A 19382-nucleotide genomic window follows, 5' to 3' on the forward strand; every position below is an offset into this window, starting at 1 on the left:
AGGAGACGCCGAATCACCCCCAGGTCAGTCATCGAATTGATATTCCGCCAATCACCCAGCGAAATCCGGCCATTGAGACCATCTGTTTACCTTCGAGATTCTTATCGAAGATCTTTGTTCACCTGGCTGAAACGGCAGCGTTCACCGTCGGACGCTTAACGTCCATGTCATGAACCTGATTTCACCTCGCGCCCTCATCTCCGCCACCGCCCTGGCCACCGCCCTGGCGACCGCCCTCCCGCTCACCGGCGCACTGCCCTCCGCTCCCGCAGCGGCCGCCGTATCACTGACCTGTGGCTCCAGCGGGGCCACCTACACGCTGGACTCCGCCGGCAAGCTCAGCAGAACCGACATGCCGGACCCGGCGGTCGGCAACGCCCTGCCCGCCGCCACCACCATCGACACCACCTGGACCGGCTACGGCCACATGCTCGCCGGGCCTGGCGCGACCTTCTACGGCATCAAGTCGGACGGGCTGTACTACAGCCACCGGATCAGCTCCAGCAACACCTGGGACGTCCACCACCGGAAGATCAGCTCCAGCTTCGCCCAGTTCCGGGCCGCCGACCGGATCGACGACATCACCATCGACCGCGGCGGCTACATATGGACGCTCTCCGGTGCCACCAGCGACCTGCGCTGGTACCGCTACGACGCGACCGCCAACGAGTTCGTCGAGGGCAGCGGCAAGATCGTCGACATGGGATGGAACTACGACGCGATCTACGCGGGCGACCGCGGCGTCATCTACGGCCGTGACGCGACCGACGGCAAGCTCTACCGCTCGCGCTACGACTACACCAGCCAGCGCTGGATCGAACGCCATGTGCTGGAGTCCGCCGCCGACTGGAGCGACACCAAGTTCATGCCGTCGTACGGCGGTGACACGCTGTTCCGCGTCAAGGGCGGTGGCGCGGTCGCGTACTACCGCTTCGACGAGGACACCCGCGACTGGCCCGTCTACAACAAGCAGGTAGAGGCGTCCGGCTGGGCCGGCTACGTCTCGGTCTCGGCGGGGCCCGACATCTGCAAGCTCAACGTCAACCACACGCCCGCGGCGACGCCGGTGCCGCTGCAGTCCTACACCCCCAACTCCGTCATGCAGGCGTCCGACGGCAAGCTGGAGCTCGCCTACACCGACAACATCGGCCGCCTGGTCCACGGCCGCACCGACCCGGCCGACATCAACGGCGCCCAGTGGACGGTGATCTCCGGCCAGGAGGCCTTCACCGGCCGGCCCTCGCTCTCCGCGCACACCGACGGCCGCGTCGTCGTCACCGCCCACAACACCTCCGGCAGCGTCTGGCAACGCAACCAGACCGCCGTGAGCAGCGCCGACTGGGGCAACTGGATCGATCTGGCCGGCGCCATGCAACAGGACGCCGTCACCGGAAAGACCCCCACCGGTCTGATGACCCAGTTCGCCGTCGACGCGAGCGGCAAGCCCTGGTACCGCATCCAGCAGCGCGCCAACGTGGACTTCATGGGCTGGATGCCGCTCTCCGGCAGCGGCTTCACCGGCCCCCTCACCGCCGTCACCGTGCGCGACGGCATCCAGCTCTTCGGCAGGAAGGCCGACGGCACCCTCTCCACCGCCCTGTTCAAGGAGGGAGGCACGCTCTCGGCGTGGACCGGCATGGGCACCCAGGCCATCACCGGCACGCCGACCGTCATCGTCTACCCCGGCTACCGCATGCGTGTCTTCGCCACCGACGCGAGCGGCAACGTGGTCACCACCGCCCAGTCCGCCGAGGGCGGGGCGTACGGAGCCTGGGAGACCGTCACCGGCATCACCGCGCAGGGCTCCCCCAGCGCCGTGATCTCCCCGCTGACCGGCCTCACCGAGGTCGTCGTCCGCGGCGCCGACGGCTACGTCCACAACACCGGCGAGACCGCACAGGGCAGCGGCGCCTGGCGCGCCTGGCAGCAGGTGAGCTTCGAGGCATCGGCCACCGAGCCGACCGCCTTCACGTACACCAACCCCACCGGTCCGACATGGGCCTACACCTTCCGTACCGCCGACAATCAGACCCGCATCTACCAGGTGCAGCAGACCTCTTCGCTCAGCGCGATGCGCGCCGCGGCCGACGCGCCGGACTTCCAGGGCGGCAAGCTGCCCACCCCGCCGACCAAGTGATCACACCGTAGAGGAGGCCGTGGCGGCCCGACGGCCCTCACGCCCCGCCTCCACCGCCGCCCGCTCCGCCCCGCTTCCTCCCGTCCTGTCGGCAGGGAGCCGGGGCGGGCCGAGCGGCGGTCTGCTCACGGCCAGGTCCCGCGTCTGCGGGTCCGCACCGCATCAGAAAGGTCTGCACCGTCGTGTCCCGGCTACGCCTACGCGCCCTCGGCGCCGCCCTCGTCACCCTGCCCCTGATCCTCCTCACAGCCGTCGCTCCACCCGCCGCGGCCGGCGGTACCCAGCCGTCGGCCGACGGCCTCATCGGGACCGAACAGATCCTGTACCGCTCCGGAACCGCCGGATACGGCTGTTTCCGCATCCCCACGATCGTCCGTACGAAGGCGGGCACACTGCTCGCCTTCGCGGAGGCCCGCCGCTCGCCCTCCTGCGCCGACCGGGGTGCCATCGACATCGTCGTCCGCCGCTCCACCAACGGCGGCCGCACCTGGGGCCCCATCCGCGTCGCGCTCGCCGGCAGCGACACCGACCCGGAGACGCCGTACACGCGCGGCAACCCCTCACCCGTCGCCGACCTGCGCACCGGCGACGTCCATCTGCTCTCCACGTCGGAACCGGCCGAGCCGGGCGGCAAACGGCTGCCGCGAGTCCAGCGCAGCACGGACGACGGGCTGACCTTCGGCGCACCGAAGCCGCTGCCGCGGCTGGCGGACCCGCAGGAGGGCTGGTTCGGCACCGGCCCCTCGCACGGCATCCAGCTCAAGCGCGGCGACAAGGCGGGCCGGCTGGTGGTGGGGGCGTACGAGTCCCCGCCACGGCCCGGTCAGGACCCCCAGCTCGTCGGTGTGCTCTACAGCGACGACGGCGACGAGTGGTTCGCGAGCGCCACGGCCGACTCCGCCGGGCCCGGGATGGCGCCTGGCGAGCCCACCGTCGCCGAACTCGACAACGGGAACGTCTACATCAACGCCCGCAACAACAACGGCTCCTCGTCCGGGCACCGTACGCACGCCGTCAGCACCGACTCCGGCGCGACCGTGCCCGCGCAGCAGGTCGTGCCCTCGCTGACCACGCCCGAGGTGCAGGCGTCGGTCCTGGCGCTGGAGCAGACGTACCGGGCCACGCCCGGCGACACGCTCGTCCTCTCGGCGCCCTCGCACCCGACCGACCGCCAGAACATGCGGATCCGCTACTCCACCGACCGCGGCACCACCTGGCACGACGGCGCGCAGATCAACGCCAAGCGGGCCGGGTATTCGGACCTGGTCGAGCTGACCGACGGCGAGATCGGCCTGGTCTACGAGGGCGGCGACGGCTTCTCCGCGGCCAACATCTACTTCAACCGCTTCACCCCGGCGGCGGCCGGCGTGCCGGGTACCTTCACCGGCGCGGTGCACCCGCAGGCCTCCCGGGCCGCGGGCCGCACCACCCCGGACAGCACGCCGAACGCGAACGACGCCTATCTGGCCGGGAGTTCGGCGCTCGGCAGCGGCCGCTGGGGTCAGGGGCTGGCCCTCGACGCCACCGGTGAGTACGCCGACGTGCCGTACACGCCGGGAATCGACCCGGGCGACGGTGACTTCACCTACTCGCTGTTCTTCAAGTACAAGGCGCAGCCCGGTGAGACCCAGCAGAGAGCACTGCTGTGGGCCTACGGGTACGGCGCGACGAAACCGCAGGTGTGGGTGCGCGCCCAGCCCGGCCAGAACCGGCTGTACGCCTGGGTGCAGGGCACCGGCGGCACCGCCTCCGTCGTACTGACCGACCCCGGTCCGTCGACCGCCTTCGGCGACGACGCCTGGCACCATCTGACGCTGGTGCGCAGCGGCGGACGGATCACGCTCTCGGTCGACGGCACGTCCTCTGCGCAGGCCACCGGGGTGGCCGGGTCGGTCAGCGCGGACCGCGTCGACGGTGTCGACGGGATCCGGCTCGGGGCCAAGCCCGACAGCGCCGCCGGTGACCCCTTCAGCGGCGGCCTGGACGAGTTCCGTGTGTACCGCAGCGCGCTGACGGATGCCCAGCTCGCCGAGTTGCGTACGGCGAACGCGGCCCCTTCCGTGGACGGTTCACTCGATGTGCGGCTGCCGTTCCAGGTGGTCGACACGGCCGATGTGCCCGCGCTGACCTCGGTCGCGATCGAGGACGACGTCTCGGGGCACTGCGCCGACGGCACCCTTCTCGGCGGAGTGCCCGGTGAGGTGGCCGGCCGGATCGGCAAGGGCGCCATCTCCGTCTCGGCGTCCCGGCCTGGCGTCGAGGTCCCCTTTCTGCCGGCCCTCGACGTCGGCTCCGGCGACTTCACCTACACCCTGTGGTTCCGGCACACCCTGACCGAGACCGACGCGAACGCCGCGCTGTTGTGGGCCTACGGCTCGGTCTCCGGCGCGCCCTCGCTGTGGGTGCGCGCGCAGCCGTCCCAGAGGCGGCTCCTCGCGTGGGCCGAGACGCCCGCGGGTGCGGTGCAGGTGGCGCTGACCGACCCCGGCCCGTCGGCCGCCTTCGGGGACGGCGCCTGGCACCTGCTCGCGGTCAGCCGGAGCGGTGGCACCCTGCGACTGAGCGTGGACGGAACCACGGCCGCCGAGACCACCGGACTGTCCGGCGCGCTCACCTCCACGGCGACACCGGAGGGGCTGCGGGTCGGCTCCAAGCCGGGCAACCTCGATGTGTTCACCGGCTCCCTGGACGAGGCCCGGCTCTACAAGCGAGCGTTCACGGCGACCGAGCTGACGAGGATCGCGCAGTCCGCCGTCGGCTCCGGGGGCGGCTACCCGGCCGACAGGCCCGCCCTGTCGTGGTCGATGGAGAACGGCCACACCGAGGCACACCAGGTGGTCAGACCGGCCGCGGGCCCGGCGACCCCCGATTCGTCGGTGCACTGCAACCACGCCTTCGTACGGGGCGGAGCCCGGCCCGCGACCTCGGCGGGCGGCGGCCGGTTCGGCGCCGGGCTTGCGCTGGACGGCACGGACGACTCGGTCGAGGTGCCGTACGGCGCGGACGAGGCCCTCGGCTCCCGTGACTTCACCGTGGCGACCTGGATGCGCTACTCGGCGAGCCAGACGAGCGCCAACCAGGTCGTCTTCTGGGCGTACGGTATCGGCAGCACCGATCGGCAGCTGTGGCTGCGGGCCCAGCCGGGCCAGGACCGGCTCGCCGCCGTGCTGCAGACGGACACGGCCACCACCACCGTCTACGTCGCCGACGGAAGCGCGGCCTACGCCTTCGGTGACGGCGCCTGGCACCATGTGGTGCTCGAGCGCACGAACGGAAAGCTGAGCCTGTCGGTGGACGGTGGAGCGCCCGGCGAGGCCACGGCCCCGGTCGGCTCGGTGACGTACGAGGACGGCTTCGCCGTGCTCGGTCTCCATCTGGGGGCCAGGCCGGACGGGTACGACCGGTTCAAGGGCTCCCTGGACGAGTTCCGCCTGGTGCGGCGCGCGTTGACGGCGGATGAACTGACCGCCCTGCGCACGTCCAACGCGGACACCGGGACGGCCACCACCGTCCGGCTCCCGTTCGAGACGCTGTCGTCTCAGCCGTACGCCCGGATGTGAGCCGGATCCGCCGGACCTTCTCAGGACACGGCAACCGCTGCCGCCGGTCGATCCGGCGACGGCGCTCGACCGGGCCGAGCAGCAGGCCCGCGCCCGGCCCAAAGGTCAGCGACGTCAAGTGCCACACGGCCCCCCCGGGGGGGCCGTGTGGCACAGCCACCGCGGCAGCCGCGGGACGGTCCCCGTGTGCTGCCGCGGGCCGGGCAGCGGACCGCTGGTCAGCCGACCTCGAGCACGATCTTGCCGCGGGTCCGGCCGCTCATGCTCAGTCGGAACGCCTCGGCGGCCTCGGCCAGCGGCAGGGCGTGCTCGACGTGGACATCGAGCTTGCCGGCGTCGGCGAGTCGAGCGAGCTCCGCGAGGTCCGCACTGTCGGGCCGGACCCAGACGTGGTGTCCGCCGTGCTCGGTGACCGCCGGGTCGACGATCGACGCGAGGCGCGAGCGGTCCTTCAGCAGTTGCTCGGAGACGGCGACCGCGTCGCCGCCGACGTAGTCCACGGCCGCGTCGATGCCCCCCGGCGCCAGCTGCCGCACCCGGTCGGCCAGACCGTCGCCGTAGGTGACGGGTTCCGCGCCCAGGGAGCGCAGGAAGTCGTGGTTGTGTTCGCCGGCGGTGCCGATCACCCGGGCCCCCTTGGCCACCGCGATCTGCACGGCGAAGGACCCGACGCCGCCGGCCGCCGCGTGGACCAGGACCGTGTCGCCCTCGGCGACCCCCACCCGGGACAGTGACTGCCAGGCGGTGAGCCCGGCCAGCGGGACGCCGGCCGCCTGCTGCCAGCTCAGCGACGCGGGCTTGCGCGCGAGGGTGCGCACGGGCGCGGCGACGAGCTCGGCATAAGTACCGTGCTGCACTTCGTCCTTGCGGACGTATCCGAAGACCTCGTCCCCGACCGAGAATTCCGGGACGTCCAGGCCGACCGCCTCGACGACGCCCGCCACGTCCCATCCGGGCACGAGGGGAAAGTGGACGTACATGACCGGGTCGAGATGACCGGCGACGATCTTCCAGTCCACCGGGTTGACCCCGGCGGCCTTCACTCGTACGAGCACCGAGTCGGGTCCGACCTTGGGGTCGTCTGTCTCGGCCAGTTCGAGGGCGTCAGGGCCACCGTAACGGTTGACGGTAATTGCGCGCATAACGGACACGATAGGTGTCGAGGGGTGCCTCATCGGCGGTTTCTGCCGCATCTCCACGAACAGGCCTCACCAGCGACACCGTTCACTTGCTTCGCCCACACGTACTGCGCCTAAGGAGCCCGTGCCGATCTGACCGCTGGGGATGTGGGCGGCCAGGGCGAGCACCGGTGCCATCGAACGGTGGGCGTCGTACAGGCCGTTGATCAGATGGAGGTTGCCCGGTCCGCAGGAGCCCGCGCAGGCGGCCAGCCGGCCGGTGAGCTGGGCCTCCGCCCCGGCCGCGAAGGCCGCGACCTCCTCGTGCCGGACCTGGACCCACTCGACGGCGTCGTGCCGCCTGACCGCGTCGACCACGGGTTCAGGCTGTCGCCGACCACCCCGTGGATACGGCGTACGCCGGCCCGGGCCATCAGGTCGACGTACTGTTCGGCGATGGTCTGCCTGGCCATGGCACTCCTCGGATTCCTGCTCGGGGGCGGGCGCGGCCGTGCGCGGGCACGGCGGTGCCCGTGTCGCGCCCGGACGACGTCAGTCAGCGCGGTTGAGCGGTACTTGACCGTCAGCGCACGGGATCGGTTCCGGTAGCGCACCCTTCGGCGACGGGCCGGTGCCGGTCCTCGTCGGCGGTCGGATGAAGGGGCAGCGAGAACAGACCGTGCCGCCCGAGGAGGAACGAGCCGCCGACGTTCCTGACCGCATTACTGCGCTCCCCGGCCGATTCCCGCAAAAAACAGGAGCGCGTGGCGTTCACAGGGAACGCCACGCGGGGAAATGCAACTGCTGTGAGACCGACCGCGGTGGGAACGGAAAGGCGAGCCGAGGGCTGCCGTCGTGCACTGTGGGAACAGAGGCGGTGCACTGCTCGCACACCCGGCCGCCCAGGGCGGCGGCCGGGCCGGGTGCGGGGACCGTCAGCCCAGTTCCGTGTCCAGCCAGCGCAGGACGTCGGGCGTCACCGGGTCGGTGATGTCGGCGAACTCCTCGTGCTTCTTCAGGAACTTGGCCACGTAGGGGCAGACGGGCACGATCCGCTTCCCGGAGGCGCGCACGTCGGTGAGCGCCTGCTGGACCAGCTGGGAGGCCAGGCCCTGACCGGCGAAGGCGTCGTCGACCTCGGTGTGGTAGAAGACCCGCTGGTCACCGCGGTCCCGGTAGGCGGTCAGCCCGGCGCGCGTGCCGTCGACCAGGATTTCGTAGCGGTTCTTCGCGTCTATACGCTCGACGACGGGAGCGGCGGAAGACTGGCTCATGGGGTGCCTTTCAGGGTGGGATTCAGTGACGCGACGGATTTCTGCGCGGCGTGATGACGGCGTTCGGCAGGGCCGGGGCGGGAAGACGGTTTCCCGGATATCCTTCCACGACGCCGAAGCGGTCCGAGGAGTTCTGCCATTCCTCCCGGGCCTTGGCAATGTCCTCGTGGTTGCGCCCGATGAAATTCCACCACATGACGATCTCCTCCTCGAAGGGAGTTCCGCCGAGCAGCACCGTCCGCGCGGTGTCGTCCGACTCGTTCGTCAGCGTCAGCGTGCCGGTGCCCGGGTGCGCATAGCCCAACTCCGCGCGGTGCAGCAGGACGTCGGCGAGGCGGACGTCTCCCTGGTCGACGAGGAGGCCGTGTTCGAAGCCGGGGTCCACGGCGAGCGTGACGGTCGCGCGCGGCTCGAGGACGATCTCGGCGCCGAGCAGGGGGCTGAAGGTCCGCACCGGCGAGGTGGTCCCGGCGAGGGAGCCCAGGAAGACCCTGATCTCGGCCCCGTCGACCCGTACGGGCTCGGGCACGTGGTGCTGGAAGTCCCGTGCGGTGTCGCGGTGCTCGTCCGGCAGCGCCACCCAGAGCTGGACGCCGTGCAGGATCGTGGTCCGAGGGGTGGAGACCTCCGAGTGGCTGATGCCGTACCCGCCCGTCATGAGGTTCAGCTCCCCCGGCCGTACGAACGCGTGGCTGCCCAGGCTGTCCCGGTGCTCGATCTCGCCGCTGAACAACCAGCTCACCGTCTGCAGCCCGGTGTGGGGATGTGGGGCGACGTCCATGCCGCCCGTCTCGGAGACGTCGTCGGGCCCGTAGTGGTCCGCGAAGCACCAGGCCCCGATGAGGGTCCGGGCACGCTGCGGCAGGGTGCGCCGCACCGTCATCGCCCGCGGGCCGCCCAGTGGCACATCGCGTGGGGTCAGTACGTCGACCCGTGGCGCCGTGGCCGGACGCTCGCCGTCCACCGACGCGCCGCACCGCAGTTCCATCGGTTTCGTTTCGACATTGCTCACCGTGGACCGCCTTCCAGCCCGCTCATTTGTTTTATATTCAACTACCACGCCCGATCATAGGGCGACGGCACCGCGCACACCAACAGACAGGGAGCCCTCAGCGGCCCCCCGGAGGAGTCCCAGGTTGAGCACCCACACGACCGGGTCCGCGATCCGGCGGATCTTCATCGACAAGCAGAGCCCCGCCGCCTATCAGGCGCTGGTGCGGACCTCCGAAGCCGTGCGGGCGGTCGCCGCCGAGGCGGGGCTCGACCGGACGCTCGTGGAACTGGTCAATCTGCGCGTGTCGCAGATCAACGGCTGCGCGTACTGCCTCAACGTACACACGAACGCCGCCCTGCGCGCGGGTGAGACCCCACAACGCCTCGGCGTGCTGGCGGCCTGGCGGGACACCGAACTGTTCACGCCCGACGAACGCGCGGCGCTCGCGCTCGCCGAGGCGACCACGGACCCCGCCGACACCACCGCGCAGGAGGTCGCGTACGGCATCGCCCGGGAGGTCCTCACCGACGACCAGATCTCCGCCGTGATCTGGGTGGCGGTCACCATCAACGCCTTCAACCGGGTCTCGGTCATGAGCGGGCACCCGGTACGGCAACGGTAGGCGTGGGCGACGCCTCCTCCCGGGCGGTCATCTGTGAACGAGATGACCGCCATCCGGAGCCATCACGACGGATGAGGAAGCAAACGGGGCGGGCGAGCGCTTACGCCCCCGTGAGAGCACCGAGGAAGCTGCTCGATCACCGTCAGGCGTCCTTCCGAGCCGGTCCCCCCGGCTCCCCGTCCCGAAGAAGGTCCCCGTGTCCCAGTCCTCCGGTCTCCGGACTCCGTCCAAGGTCACCAGCGCCGCACCCGCGCACGGTGTTCCGGGCCGGCTGATCGCGTTGCTGGCCGTCGCCTCCGGCATGACGGTGGCCAACCTGTACTACGCGCAGCCCCTGCTGTCGTCCCTGCGGGACGTCTTCCACATCAGCACGGCCACCGCGGGCGCACTGATCACGCTCACCCAGGTCGGTTATGTGATCGGCATGCTCTTCCTGGTGCCGCTCGGCGACCGGCTGGAGAAGCGCGGCCTGATCACCGCCCTGCTGACGGTCACCACCCTCGCGCTGGTGGCGGCCGGCCTCGCGACCGGGTTCCCGATGCTGCTGGCCGCCTCCCTGATCAGCGGTGCCACGTCCGTGGTCGCCCAGATCCTGGTCCCGTTCGCCGCGAGCCTCGCCCCGGACCACGCCCGGGGGCGGATCGTGGGCCGGGTGATGAGCGGCCTGCTCACCGGCATCCTGCTCTCCCGCACCCTCAGCAGCCTGGTCTCCGACGTCGCCGGCTGGCGCGTCGTCTACCTCGGTTCCGCGGTCCTGATGGCCCTGCTGGCCGTGGCCCTGCGGGCCGCGCTGCCCAAGCACGCCCCCACCACGACCGTCCCGTACCACCACGTGCTGCGCTCCACCGCCGCACTCGTGCGCAGGCATCCCGCACTGCTGCGCCGCGGCCTGTACCAGGCGGCGATGTTCGGCGCCTTCAGCGCCTTCTGGACAACCGTCTCCTACGTCCTCACCGGGCCCCGCTTCCACTGCTCCCCCGTCGGCGTCGGCATCTTCGCCCTCGTCGGAGCCGCCGGTGCGGCCATCGCCCCGCTGGCCGGGCACTGGGCCGACCACGGGCTGACCCGGCGCATGACCGGCGCCGCGTTCGCCGCCGCCGCGCTGGCCTTCGCGCTCGCCGGCTTCGGCGGGCACAGCGTCGTGCTGATCGCCCTCGCCGCCGTCGTCCTCGACATGGCCGTCCAGACCACCCTGATCCTCGGCCAGCACACGGTGTACCAGCTCGACCCGGACGCCCGGGCTCGTCTGAACAGTGCCTTCATCGCCACCTTCTTCCTCGGCGGCGCCCTCGGCTCCCAGTTCGGCTCGATCGCCTACCGCGCCGGCGGCTGGGGCGCGGTCACCGTCCTCGGTGCGGCCCTGCCGGTCCTGGCACTCCTCTACTGGACCACCGAACACCGCCGCGCCGCGCGGACTCCCGAACACGACGCCAAGTGACGGGCGCCGCACGGCCCTGACCGGAGTGCCGCACGGGGTTCTTCTTCGGACCACACCCCGTGGCCTCCACGGCAAGTCGCTCCCCCGGGCCTGCCCTACGGTGATCGGCACCATCCACCGTCAGATCCCGCGCTGACGAACGCAACCGCACGCACTGTCGCAGACAGGGGGCGGCATCTGGACACCGCCGTGGATCTGCTCGCCCGGCACGGGCGGATCGTCGTGTTCTCCGGGATGAGGACCCGGCCGCCGTTGCCCACCGGAGCGCTCCACCTCAAGGACGGTGCGGTCACCGGGTTCACGATCTCCCATGCGTCGACCGCGGAACTCGCCGAGGCCGCGGCCGGATTCGGCCGGTTGCTCGCCGACGGCTCACTGCGTCCGCCGGCCGTCGTCACCATGCCCCTTCAGGAGGCGGCCACGGCGCACCGCCTGCTGGAGTCGGGAGACGTGCGCGGCAAGATCGTCCTGCGCGTCACATCGAAGGACTCAGCCCGGTAGGCCGCCTGTCCTCACGCGGATGCGCGCTGGAACCGAAGCGTGGCGTTGACGGTGGTCAGACCGCGCATCATGCCCAGCTGGTTCCACGCCAGACCGAATTGGGCGCGGTCCACGGTGAACTCGGTGGTGAGGGCGACCGCGTCGGGTCCGGCCTGGGTGAGGGTGGCGGTGACGGTCTGCGGCCGGGTGATGCCGCGCACGGTCAGCCGGCCCTGGACGGTGACGGTGTCGTCGCCACGCCGGGTGGCGTCGAGTACGTCGAAGACGATGGCGGGGAACTGGTCCGCGGCGAAGAAGTCGTCGGAACGCAGGTGCGCGTCGCGCTTGGCGTGCTTGGTGTCCAGGGAGGCGGCGTCCAGGCTGACGGTGCCCGTGGCGGTGCCGTCGGGGCGCACCTCTCCCTGGCCGGTGACCGAGGTGAAGGTGCCCTTGACGGTGACCAGGCCCCACATCGTCCTGTGCTTGAGGGCGACGGTGGAGGAGGCGGAGTCGAGCACGAAGAGGCCGGTTTCGACAGCAGCGGTGGTCATGGGGATCTCCTGACAGCGGAGGGTGGCCGGGAGGGACGGTCACCAGCTCATCCAAATTTGAACAGCACCGTAGCAGGTGATCCGAATTTGGACCATCACTCGGCGGCGAGATCGTTCAGATTTGGAACACTGTTATCCTGAGCGCATGGCAGATCACTCCCCTCCCGCCGACGCGTCGACGGACGGCGGCGGACTGCTGCCGGACGGGCTGCGCACCTACATGCGGGTCGTGGCCGCCACCGGAGCGATCGAGCAGCAGTTGCGCGCGCACGTCAAGAAGATGCTCGGGGTGTCGCACGACGAGTTCCTGGTGCTGTGCCTGCTCGCGGATCAGCCGGACACCACTCTGCGCATGACACGGATCGCCGAACTCCTCGGTCGTCCGAAGACACGGCTGACCTACCAGGTCGGCTGCCTGCACCACATGGGTCTCGTCACCCGTGAGTCGGTCTGCGGCGACCGGCGCGGCATCGCGCTCACCCTCACGGACAAGGGCAGGCGGCTGCTCGCGGAGAACACCCCCGCCCTCGCCCAGGTCCTGGTCAGCCTGATCGGCCCGGCCCAGTGCGCGGCCCTGACCGGCCTGCTGGCCCAGGCGTCCCATCCCGCCGAGGAAGGCGGACACCCGCAGGACGCCCCTGGCGCTTGACCGTTCAGGCGCCGCCGAGGCCCCGCGGAGGCGCGGTGGAGGCGCGGTGGAGGCGCGGTGGAGGCGCGGACGACGAGTTCGACCGGTGGATCACTCGCGGGCGCCGGTTCCACGTCGGGTTTCTCGAGGGGCTGGACCAGCAGGCGCAGTCCTTCCCGCGCCACGGCGTCGAAGGGCCGACGCACCGTGGTCGGCGGAGGAGTCACATAGGCCGAGACGGGGCTGTCGCCGAACCCACGACACCCACGTCGCCCGGCACCCACCGACCCACTCGCGCCATTGGCATCTCCGAATTCTCCCGCGGCGTGATCCTACCCGGTCGGCCGTATGACGGCGCCGTCATAATCGCCCAATCCCCTGCATGCGGTCGGATGGGACGGGTCACTCGCCGCCCGTGCCACGCCCCGCCGGGGTGAACACCCATACGGGTGACTTGTCACTCACCCCACCGGGGTACGGAGCAAGGAACACTGCCCTGTTCAGCGCCACTGTCGTTTCGTCGCGATCGAATACGAGTGGCAACTTGAGTATGTCCGACACAAACTGAAGCGCGTGGAGCCGTGATCAGATAAGAGTGCGCGACACCGTGGCTTCCGGATTGCTCGGTCCGGGCACTGCCGAGCACGGAAGACACCGGACCGGTCTCCCGTGGCCGGTGGTTGTCGGATTTCCTCAAGGAGCTTGAATGGTAGACAAGTCTGCCGAGGCGCTCGTCCTCGGTCAGGACGAACCCGCGATCGCCCGGCGCGGCGGCGCCGGCCCGGCGAGGGACACCGAGAGGAAATTCGCCGAAGTTCTGGCCGAGGTCGTCGACGTCGAAAGCGTATCGTCCGAAAGTCATTTCTTCGAGGATCTCGGTGCCAACTCGTTGGTGATGGCGCAATTCTGCGCACGGGTCAGGAAGCGCCCGGACCTGCCGTCCGTCTCGATGAAGGACATCTACCGGAATCCCACGATCCGCTCTCTGGCGGCGGCCCTCACGGACGCCGCACCGGCACCCGCCAGCTCCTCCACGACGGCGACACCACCGGCGCGGATGGCGGCACCGCCTCCGGGGAGTACGCCGCGTTACGTCCTGTGCGGCACACTCCAGTTGCTGTTCTTCCTCGGCTACTCCTTCGTCACCGGACTCGTCGCGGCCAAGGGCTACGACTGGATCTCCGACGGTTCGGGCGTGGCCGACGTCTATCTGCGCTCGGTCGTCTTCGGCGGCCTCGGTTTCCTGGCCCTGTGCGCGTTCCCGGTCGTCGCCAAATGGGTTCTCATCGGTCGCTGGAAACCCCGGGAGTTCCCCGTCTGGAGCCTGACCTATCTGCGCTTCTGGGTCGTCAAGGCGCTGCTCCACACCAATCCGATGATCCTCTTCGTCGGGAATCCGCTGTACGTCATGTACCTGCGGGCGCTCGGCGCACGGATCGGCAAAGGCGTCACGATCCTCTCCCGGTCCGTGCCGGTCTGCACCGACCTGCTCACGATCGGCGCCGGATCCGTGATCCGCAAGGACGCCTTCCTCCTCTGCTACCGGGCGCACGCCGGTCGCATCCAGACCGGTCGCATCACCCTCGGCCGGGACGTGTACATCGGCTCGAAGACCGTGCTCGACATCGACACGTCGATGGGCGACGGAGCCCAGCTCGGCCACGCGTCCGCCCTGTACCGCGGCCAGACGGTCCCGGCCGGCGAGCGCCATCACGGCTCACCGGCCCAGCCCACGGACGTCGACCACATCAGGGTCGCGCCCGCCCGGTGCGGCACCCCGCGCCGGGCCTGGTTCGCCCTCGTCAGCCTGCTCCAGCTGGTCCTGCTGTACATCCCGCTGGCGGTCGGCGGTCTCTACATGCTCTTCACCTGGATCCCCGTGCTCGACGACCGGCTGAACCCGGATGACGTGAGCATCCTGACGACGGAGTTCGTCGTCGACACGCTGCTGCTGTCCCTGCTGATGTTCTTCGGTTTCGTGGTGGTGGGCCTCGTTGCCCTGCTCGCCGTGCCGCGACTGATGCACCTGGCCGTCAAGCCCGAGAAGGTCTACCCGCTCTACGGCTTCCACTATGCGGCGTTCCGGACTGTCTCCGCCATGACGAACATCAAGTTCTTCGCCTGGCTGTTCGGTGACAGCTCCTACATCGTCCATTACCTGATCGGCCTCGGATACAACCTGTCCCGCGTCGAGCAGACCGGCTCGAATTTCGGTACGGAGGTGCAGCACGAGACCCCGTATCTGGCCACGGTCGGCAGCGGCACCATGGTGGCCGACGGGCTCTCCATCCTCAACGCGGACTTCTCCAGCACGTCCTTCCGGGTGTCCCGGGCGTCGATCGGCGCGCGCAACTTCCTCGGAAACAACATCGTGTATCCGGCGGGCGCGAGAACAGGCGACAACTGTCTGCTCGCAACGAAGGTCATGGTCCCACTCGACGGAGAGGTCCGCGAAGGCGTCGGACTGCTCGGCTCTCCCTGCTTCGAGATTCCGCGGACGGTGGAGCGCGACACCCGGTTCGACCATCTCAGAACCGGCGACGAACTGCGCCGCCGGCTGGGCGCGAAGAACCGCTACAACCTCCGCTCCATGGCGCTGTTCCTGTTCCTGCGCTGGCTGCACACTTTTATCCTCACGGCGATCGCCGTCGCCTCCGTCGACCTGTACGGACTGCTGGGTTATGTGGTGATCTCCGGGTATCTGGCGCTCACGCTCGCGTTCACCGCGGGTTATTACGTCCTGGTGGAGCGCTGCATCACGTTGTTCCGGCCGCTGCGTCCACGACTGTGCTCCATCTACGACCCGTACTTCTGGTGGCACGAACGCCTGTGGAAGGTGCCCTCCGAATACCTCAATGTCTTCAACGGAACCCCCTTCAAGAACGTGATCTGGCGGCTGCTGGGGGTGCGCATCGGCCGCAGGGTCTTCGACGACGGCTGCTATATGACGGAGCGGGAGCTCACCGCCGTCGGCGACGACTGCACGCTCAACGCCGGCTCCAAGATCCAGTGTCATTCGCAGGAGGACGGCACCTTCAAGTCCGACCACTCCACGCTCGGTGCCGGCTGCACTCTCGGGGTCGGCGCCCATGTGCACTACGGCGTGACGATGGGCGACGGCGCCGTCCTGGCTCCCGACTCCTTCCTCATGAAGGGCGAGGAAGTCCCCCCGAACGCCCTGTGGGGCGGAAACCCCGCCGTCGAGCTGCCCCATGCGCCGGACGAGGGCAGCGGATCGACGACGACATCAGGCGCGCCCTCGGTGAAGGGCGCCGCCACGACAGTGAGTTGAACTTCAGGAAGACCGATCGATGGGAGCGCTCGTGGAAGCGGACCGGGAGTACTGGCGCGGCGTGCTGACCGCCGGCGGTTTCACCGCGGTACCCCGCTGGGTGCGGGAGCCGATGGCGGGTGCGGCCGAGCAGGATGCGGTACTGCCGGACGACATCGCCGCGGCGGTGCGCGGGCTGGCGGACGAGCTGCGGGTGCCGGTGAGTTCGGTGCTGCTGGCGGCGCACGCCAAGGTGCTGGCCGCGCTGTCGGGTGAGCGTGAGGTGGTCACTGGATACGCCGTCGGCGCGGCCGGCGGGCCGCTGCCGTGCCGTGTGACGGTCGCCCCCGGGTCGTGGCGCGAACTCGTGCTCGGCGCTCACCGCGTCGAGGCCGAGGTGCTGGCTCACCGGGAGTTCCCGGTGGACGCGCTGCGCCGGGAACTGGGGCTCTCCGAGCCGTCGTACGAGGTGGTGTTCGACCCCACGGGCGCCGGGCACGGGCCGACCGACGACGCGGTGCTGGGCGTCGGCCTCAGTGACCGGAGCGGGCGGCCGGTGGTGCGGGTGCGGTACCGCACGGACGTCCTGGACGCCGAGTGCGCGGCCCGGATCGGCGGCTACCACCTGACCGCACTGCGGCTCATCACGGCCGACCCGGACGCCGCGCACGCGCGGCAGAGCCTGCTGTCGGCGCAGGAGATGCTGTACCAGCTCGAAGGACTGGCCGGACCGCACCGGGCCCTGCCCGACATCAGGGCGCACGAGCTGTTCGAGCAACGGGTACGGGCCCACCCACAGGCGGTGGCCGCGGTGCACGGCGACCGCCAGTGGACCTACGCGGAGCTGAACGCGCGCGCGAACCGGCTCGCACGGGCCCTTCTGGCTCGTGGACTCGGCCGGGAGGACGTCGTGGCGGTGGTCACCGAACGCGATCTCGACTGGCTGGCGTCGGTGTTGGCGGTGTTCAAGGCCGGAGGGGTCTACCTGCCGATCGAGCCGCACTTCCCGGCGGGCCGCATCGGGACGACGTTGTCGCGTGCCGGTTGCCGGCTGGTGCTCACCGAGTCCGGCAGCACCCACACCCTCGACCAGGCCCTCGCCACGCTGCCGGGCGTCGCGAAGCTGCTGGTCGAGACGGCGTACGCGGAGGAGCACGCCGAGGACGACCTCGGCGTGAAGGTGAGCGCCGGCCAGCTCGCGTACATCTACTTCACCTCCGGCTCCACCGGCGAGCCCAAGGGGGCGATGTGCGAGCACGCGGGCATGCTCAACCATCTCCACGCCAAGATCGAGGATCTGGGGATCGGCCAGGGGCGGGTTGTGGCGCAGACGGCCCCGCAGTGCTTCGACATCTCGCTGTGGCAGCTGCTGTCCGCGCTGCTGGTCGGCGGGCGGACGCTGCTGGTCGAGCAGGACGTGGTCGTGGATGTGGAGCGGTTCGTCGACACCCTGGTCCGCGGCCGGGTCGCGGTGGTGCAGGTCGTGCCCTCCTATCTGGAGGTGGTGATGTCGTATCTGGAGCGGCATCCCCGCGAGCTGCCGGACCTGACGTGTGTGTCGGTGACCGGCGAGGCCCTGAAACGGGAGCTGGTGCAGCGCTGGTTCGCGATCCAGCCGCGGATCAAACTGCTCAACGCCTACGGGCTGACCGAGACCTCGGACGACACCAACCACGAAGTCCTCGACCGGGTGCCCGAACGGGTACTGCTCGGGCGTCCCGTCAGCAATGTGCGCGTCTACGTCGTCGACGAGCACCTGTCGCTGGTGCCGCTGGGCGCCCCCGGGGTGATCGCGTTCTCCGGGGTGTGCGTGGGACGGGGGTACGTCAACGATCCCGAGCGGACCCGTCAGGCGTACCTGCAGGATCCGTACCGGCCGGGCGAGCGCCTCTACCTGGGAGGTGACTGGGGGCGCTGGCATCCCGACGGCAAGCTGGAGTTCCTGGGCCGCCGGGACAACCAGGTAAAGATCCGCGGTTTCCGCATCGAGATCGGCGAGGTGGAGAACACGCTGCTGCGGGTGCCCGGGGTACGCGACGGAGCGGTGGTCACCGCCGAACTGGCCGGTGGCAGCACGCACCTGATCGCCTTCTACACCGGCCGGCGCCAGGAGACGGAGGCGCTGCGCGAGGCGCTGGGCGCCGTACTGCCCGCCTACATGGTCCCGACGGCCTTCCACTGGCAGGACAGCCTGCCGCTGACCGCCAACGGCAAGATCGACCGGAAGGCCCTGACCGCGCTCGCCGAACGGACCGATCCAACCGCGGACGACGGCCGGGCCGGGGAGGAGGACCGCGCCCCGCGCACCCCGACCGAGCGAAAGCTGGCGGCGACCTGGGCCGAGCTGCTGGGCGTCCCCGAGCACCGGATCGGCCGGCAGGACCACTTCTTCGACTCCGGCGGCACCTCCCTGTCGGCGGTCAGGCTCACCATCGCCCTGGACCGCGCGGTGTCCCTGAAGGACATCACCCGGCACCCGGTGCTCGCCGACCTCGCCGCCCTCCTCGACGGCACCGCCGCGCCCCAGCGCCCGGAGCTGCTGCAGCCGTTGTCGCAGCCGGACGGTGTGCCGGAGTACGCCCTGGTCTGCTTCCCCTACGCGGGCGGCAACGCGGTCAACTTCCGTCCCCTGGCCGCTGCCCTGGGGGACGGCGGGCCCGCGGTGTACGCCGTCGAACTGCCCGGTCACGACCTGGCCGCCACCAGCGAGCCGTTCGCGCCGATCGCCGAGGTGGCCGAGCAGGTCGTCGCCGAGCTCGCCGGGCGTGGCCTGACGAGGGTCATGCTGTGGGGCCACTCCTCGGGCACCGCACTGGCACTGGAGACGGCGAGGAGACTGCGGGAGCGCGGAGTGGACGTGCCGCGGGTTTTCCTCGGTGCCCAACTGCTCGGCACCGCGGCCGAGCGGCGCGCCGCCGTCACCGAGCTGACGGGGCGGAGCAACGCAGAGATCGCCCGCCGGCTGAGCGCGGACAGCGGCTACACCGAACTCGGTGAGCTGAGCGCGCAGCACGCCGAGCACGTCGGCGCCGCCTACCGGCACGACTGCGTCGGTGCGCACCACTACTTCGCCGACGCGCTGGAGGCCCCGCCCCCCGTGCGGCTGTCCGCACCGGTCACCGTGGTCGTCGCCGCCGACGACCCGAACACGGCGGGCCACCGCGACCGGTACCGCGACTGGCAGCTGCTGGCCGAACACGTGGAACTGCGGGAACTGCCCGACGGCGGCCACTACTTCCCACGCACCCGTCCGGACGCAGCGGCAGGCGCCGTTCTGGGCGCGATCCAACTGCTGTCGCCTTCATGAGT

Annotated in this window: 12 protein-coding genes and 2 pseudogenes; 8 read left to right on the forward strand and 6 right to left on the reverse strand. The window is 70.4% G+C overall.

Translation table 11 applies throughout. From position 1 onward, the window contains the following. Positions 1-169 precede the first annotated feature (169 nt). The gene (locus tag ACFYZE_RS21555; RefSeq protein WP_388996309.1) at positions 170-2137 is read left to right on the forward strand and encodes a tachylectin-related carbohydrate-binding protein; all 1968 of its coding nucleotides are present in this window, start codon (positions 170-172) and stop codon (positions 2135-2137) included. 182 nt (positions 2138-2319) lie between these two features. Then, positions 2320-5697 carry a LamG-like jellyroll fold domain-containing protein gene (locus ACFYZE_RS21560; RefSeq protein WP_388996312.1) on the forward strand — a complete coding sequence of 1126 codons (3378 nt, stop codon included), beginning with the start codon at positions 2320-2322 and terminating at the stop codon, positions 5695-5697. Between the two features lie 218 nt (positions 5698-5915). Here the strand turns inward: ACFYZE_RS21560 and ACFYZE_RS21565 are convergent, their stop codons facing one another. The 4 genes and pseudogenes from ACFYZE_RS21565 to ACFYZE_RS21580 form a co-directional block, all read right to left on the reverse strand. Further along, positions 5916-6839 carry an NADP-dependent oxidoreductase gene (locus ACFYZE_RS21565; RefSeq protein ID WP_388996315.1) on the reverse strand — a complete coding sequence of 308 codons (924 nt, stop codon included), beginning with the start codon at positions 6837-6839 and terminating at the stop codon, positions 5916-5918. 75 nt (positions 6840-6914) lie between these two features. After that, positions 6915-7288: pseudogene (locus ACFYZE_RS21570) on the reverse strand (thiamine pyrophosphate-binding protein); the annotation flags it as partial. A gap of 462 nt (positions 7289-7750) precedes the next feature. Continuing rightward, a complete protein-coding gene (locus ACFYZE_RS21575) occupies positions 7751-8089 on the reverse strand; it encodes a GNAT family N-acetyltransferase (RefSeq protein WP_388996318.1) in 339 nt (112 codons plus the stop codon). 22 nt (positions 8090-8111) lie between these two features. Beyond that, positions 8112-9101 (reverse strand): pirin family protein, encoded by a 990-nt coding sequence (locus ACFYZE_RS21580; RefSeq protein WP_388996321.1) that lies wholly within the window; start codon positions 9099-9101, stop codon positions 8112-8114. A 124-nt stretch (positions 9102-9225) separates the two neighbouring features. Between ACFYZE_RS21580 and ACFYZE_RS21585 the strand changes: the two genes are divergently transcribed. The 3 genes from ACFYZE_RS21585 (at position 9226) to ACFYZE_RS21595 (ending at position 11644) form a co-directional block, all read left to right on the forward strand. After that, positions 9226-9705: a carboxymuconolactone decarboxylase family protein gene (locus tag ACFYZE_RS21585; protein WP_388996324.1), complete on the forward strand. Its 480-nt coding sequence runs from the start codon at positions 9226-9228 to the stop codon at positions 9703-9705. Positions 9706-9976: 271 nt separating this feature from the next. Beyond that, positions 9977-11143, forward strand: coding sequence for an MFS transporter (locus ACFYZE_RS21590; protein ID WP_388996697.1), 1167 nt, complete (start codon positions 9977-9979; stop codon positions 11141-11143). Between the two features lie 177 nt (positions 11144-11320). Continuing rightward, positions 11321-11644 (forward strand): zinc-binding dehydrogenase, encoded by a 324-nt coding sequence (locus ACFYZE_RS21595; RefSeq protein WP_388996701.1) that lies wholly within the window; start codon positions 11321-11323, stop codon positions 11642-11644. An 11-nt stretch (positions 11645-11655) separates the two neighbouring features. Here ACFYZE_RS21595 and ACFYZE_RS21600 read toward each other — a convergent pair whose 3' ends face one another. Continuing rightward, positions 11656-12174, reverse strand: a complete 519-nt coding sequence (locus ACFYZE_RS21600) for a YceI family protein (protein ID WP_388996327.1) — start codon at positions 12172-12174, stop codon at positions 11656-11658. A 145-nt stretch (positions 12175-12319) separates the two neighbouring features. Between ACFYZE_RS21600 and ACFYZE_RS21605 the strand changes: the two genes are divergently transcribed. Then, on the forward strand, positions 12320-12823 hold the full coding sequence (locus ACFYZE_RS21605; RefSeq protein ID WP_388996330.1) for a MarR family winged helix-turn-helix transcriptional regulator: 504 nt from the start codon (positions 12320-12322) through the stop codon (positions 12821-12823). Between the two features lie 116 nt (positions 12824-12939). Here ACFYZE_RS21605 and ACFYZE_RS21610 read toward each other — a convergent pair. Further along, positions 12940-13086 (reverse strand): annotated as a pseudogene (locus tag ACFYZE_RS21610) (hypothetical protein); the annotation flags it as partial. A 422-nt stretch (positions 13087-13508) separates the two neighbouring features. On the opposite strand from ACFYZE_RS21610, the gene ACFYZE_RS21615 reads away from it, so the two are divergent. Together ACFYZE_RS21615 and ACFYZE_RS21620 are read left to right on the forward strand one after the other, a co-directional pair. Beyond that, positions 13509-16094, forward strand: coding sequence for a Pls/PosA family non-ribosomal peptide synthetase (locus tag ACFYZE_RS21615; protein ID WP_388996332.1), 2586 nt, complete (start codon positions 13509-13511; stop codon positions 16092-16094). A 19-nt stretch (positions 16095-16113) separates the two neighbouring features. Further along, the gene (locus ACFYZE_RS21620; protein WP_388996335.1) at positions 16114-19380 is read left to right on the forward strand and encodes an amino acid adenylation domain-containing protein; all 3267 of its coding nucleotides are present in this window, start codon (positions 16114-16116) and stop codon (positions 19378-19380) included. Positions 19381-19382 lie beyond the last annotated feature (2 nt).

It is taken from the genome of Streptomyces sp. NPDC001796 (genome assembly GCF_042892355.1).
GTDB lineage: Bacteria > Actinomycetota > Actinomycetes > Streptomycetales > Streptomycetaceae > Streptomyces.

Bases quoted from the DNA above. Each gene is read 5' to 3' on its own strand.
- ACFYZE_RS21555 (WP_388996309.1), top strand. From the start codon at position 170: ATGAACCTGATTTCACCTCGCGCCCTCATCTCCGCCACCGCCCTGGCC.
- ACFYZE_RS21565 (WP_388996315.1), bottom strand. From the start codon at position 6,839: ATGCGCGCAATTACCGTCAACCGTTACGGTGGCCCTGACGCCCTCGAA.
- ACFYZE_RS21575 (WP_388996318.1), bottom strand. From the start codon at position 8,089: ATGAGCCAGTCTTCCGCCGCTCCCGTCGTCGAGCGTATAGACGCGAAG.
- ACFYZE_RS21600 (WP_388996327.1), bottom strand. From the start codon at position 12,174: ATGACCACCGCTGCTGTCGAAACCGGCCTCTTCGTGCTCGACTCCGCC.
- ACFYZE_RS21605 (WP_388996330.1), top strand. From the start codon at position 12,320: ATGGCAGATCACTCCCCTCCCGCCGACGCGTCGACGGACGGCGGCGGA.
- ACFYZE_RS21615 (WP_388996332.1), top strand. From the start codon at position 13,509: ATGGTAGACAAGTCTGCCGAGGCGCTCGTCCTCGGTCAGGACGAACCC.
- ACFYZE_RS21620 (WP_388996335.1), top strand. From the start codon at position 16,114: ATGGGAGCGCTCGTGGAAGCGGACCGGGAGTACTGGCGCGGCGTGCTG.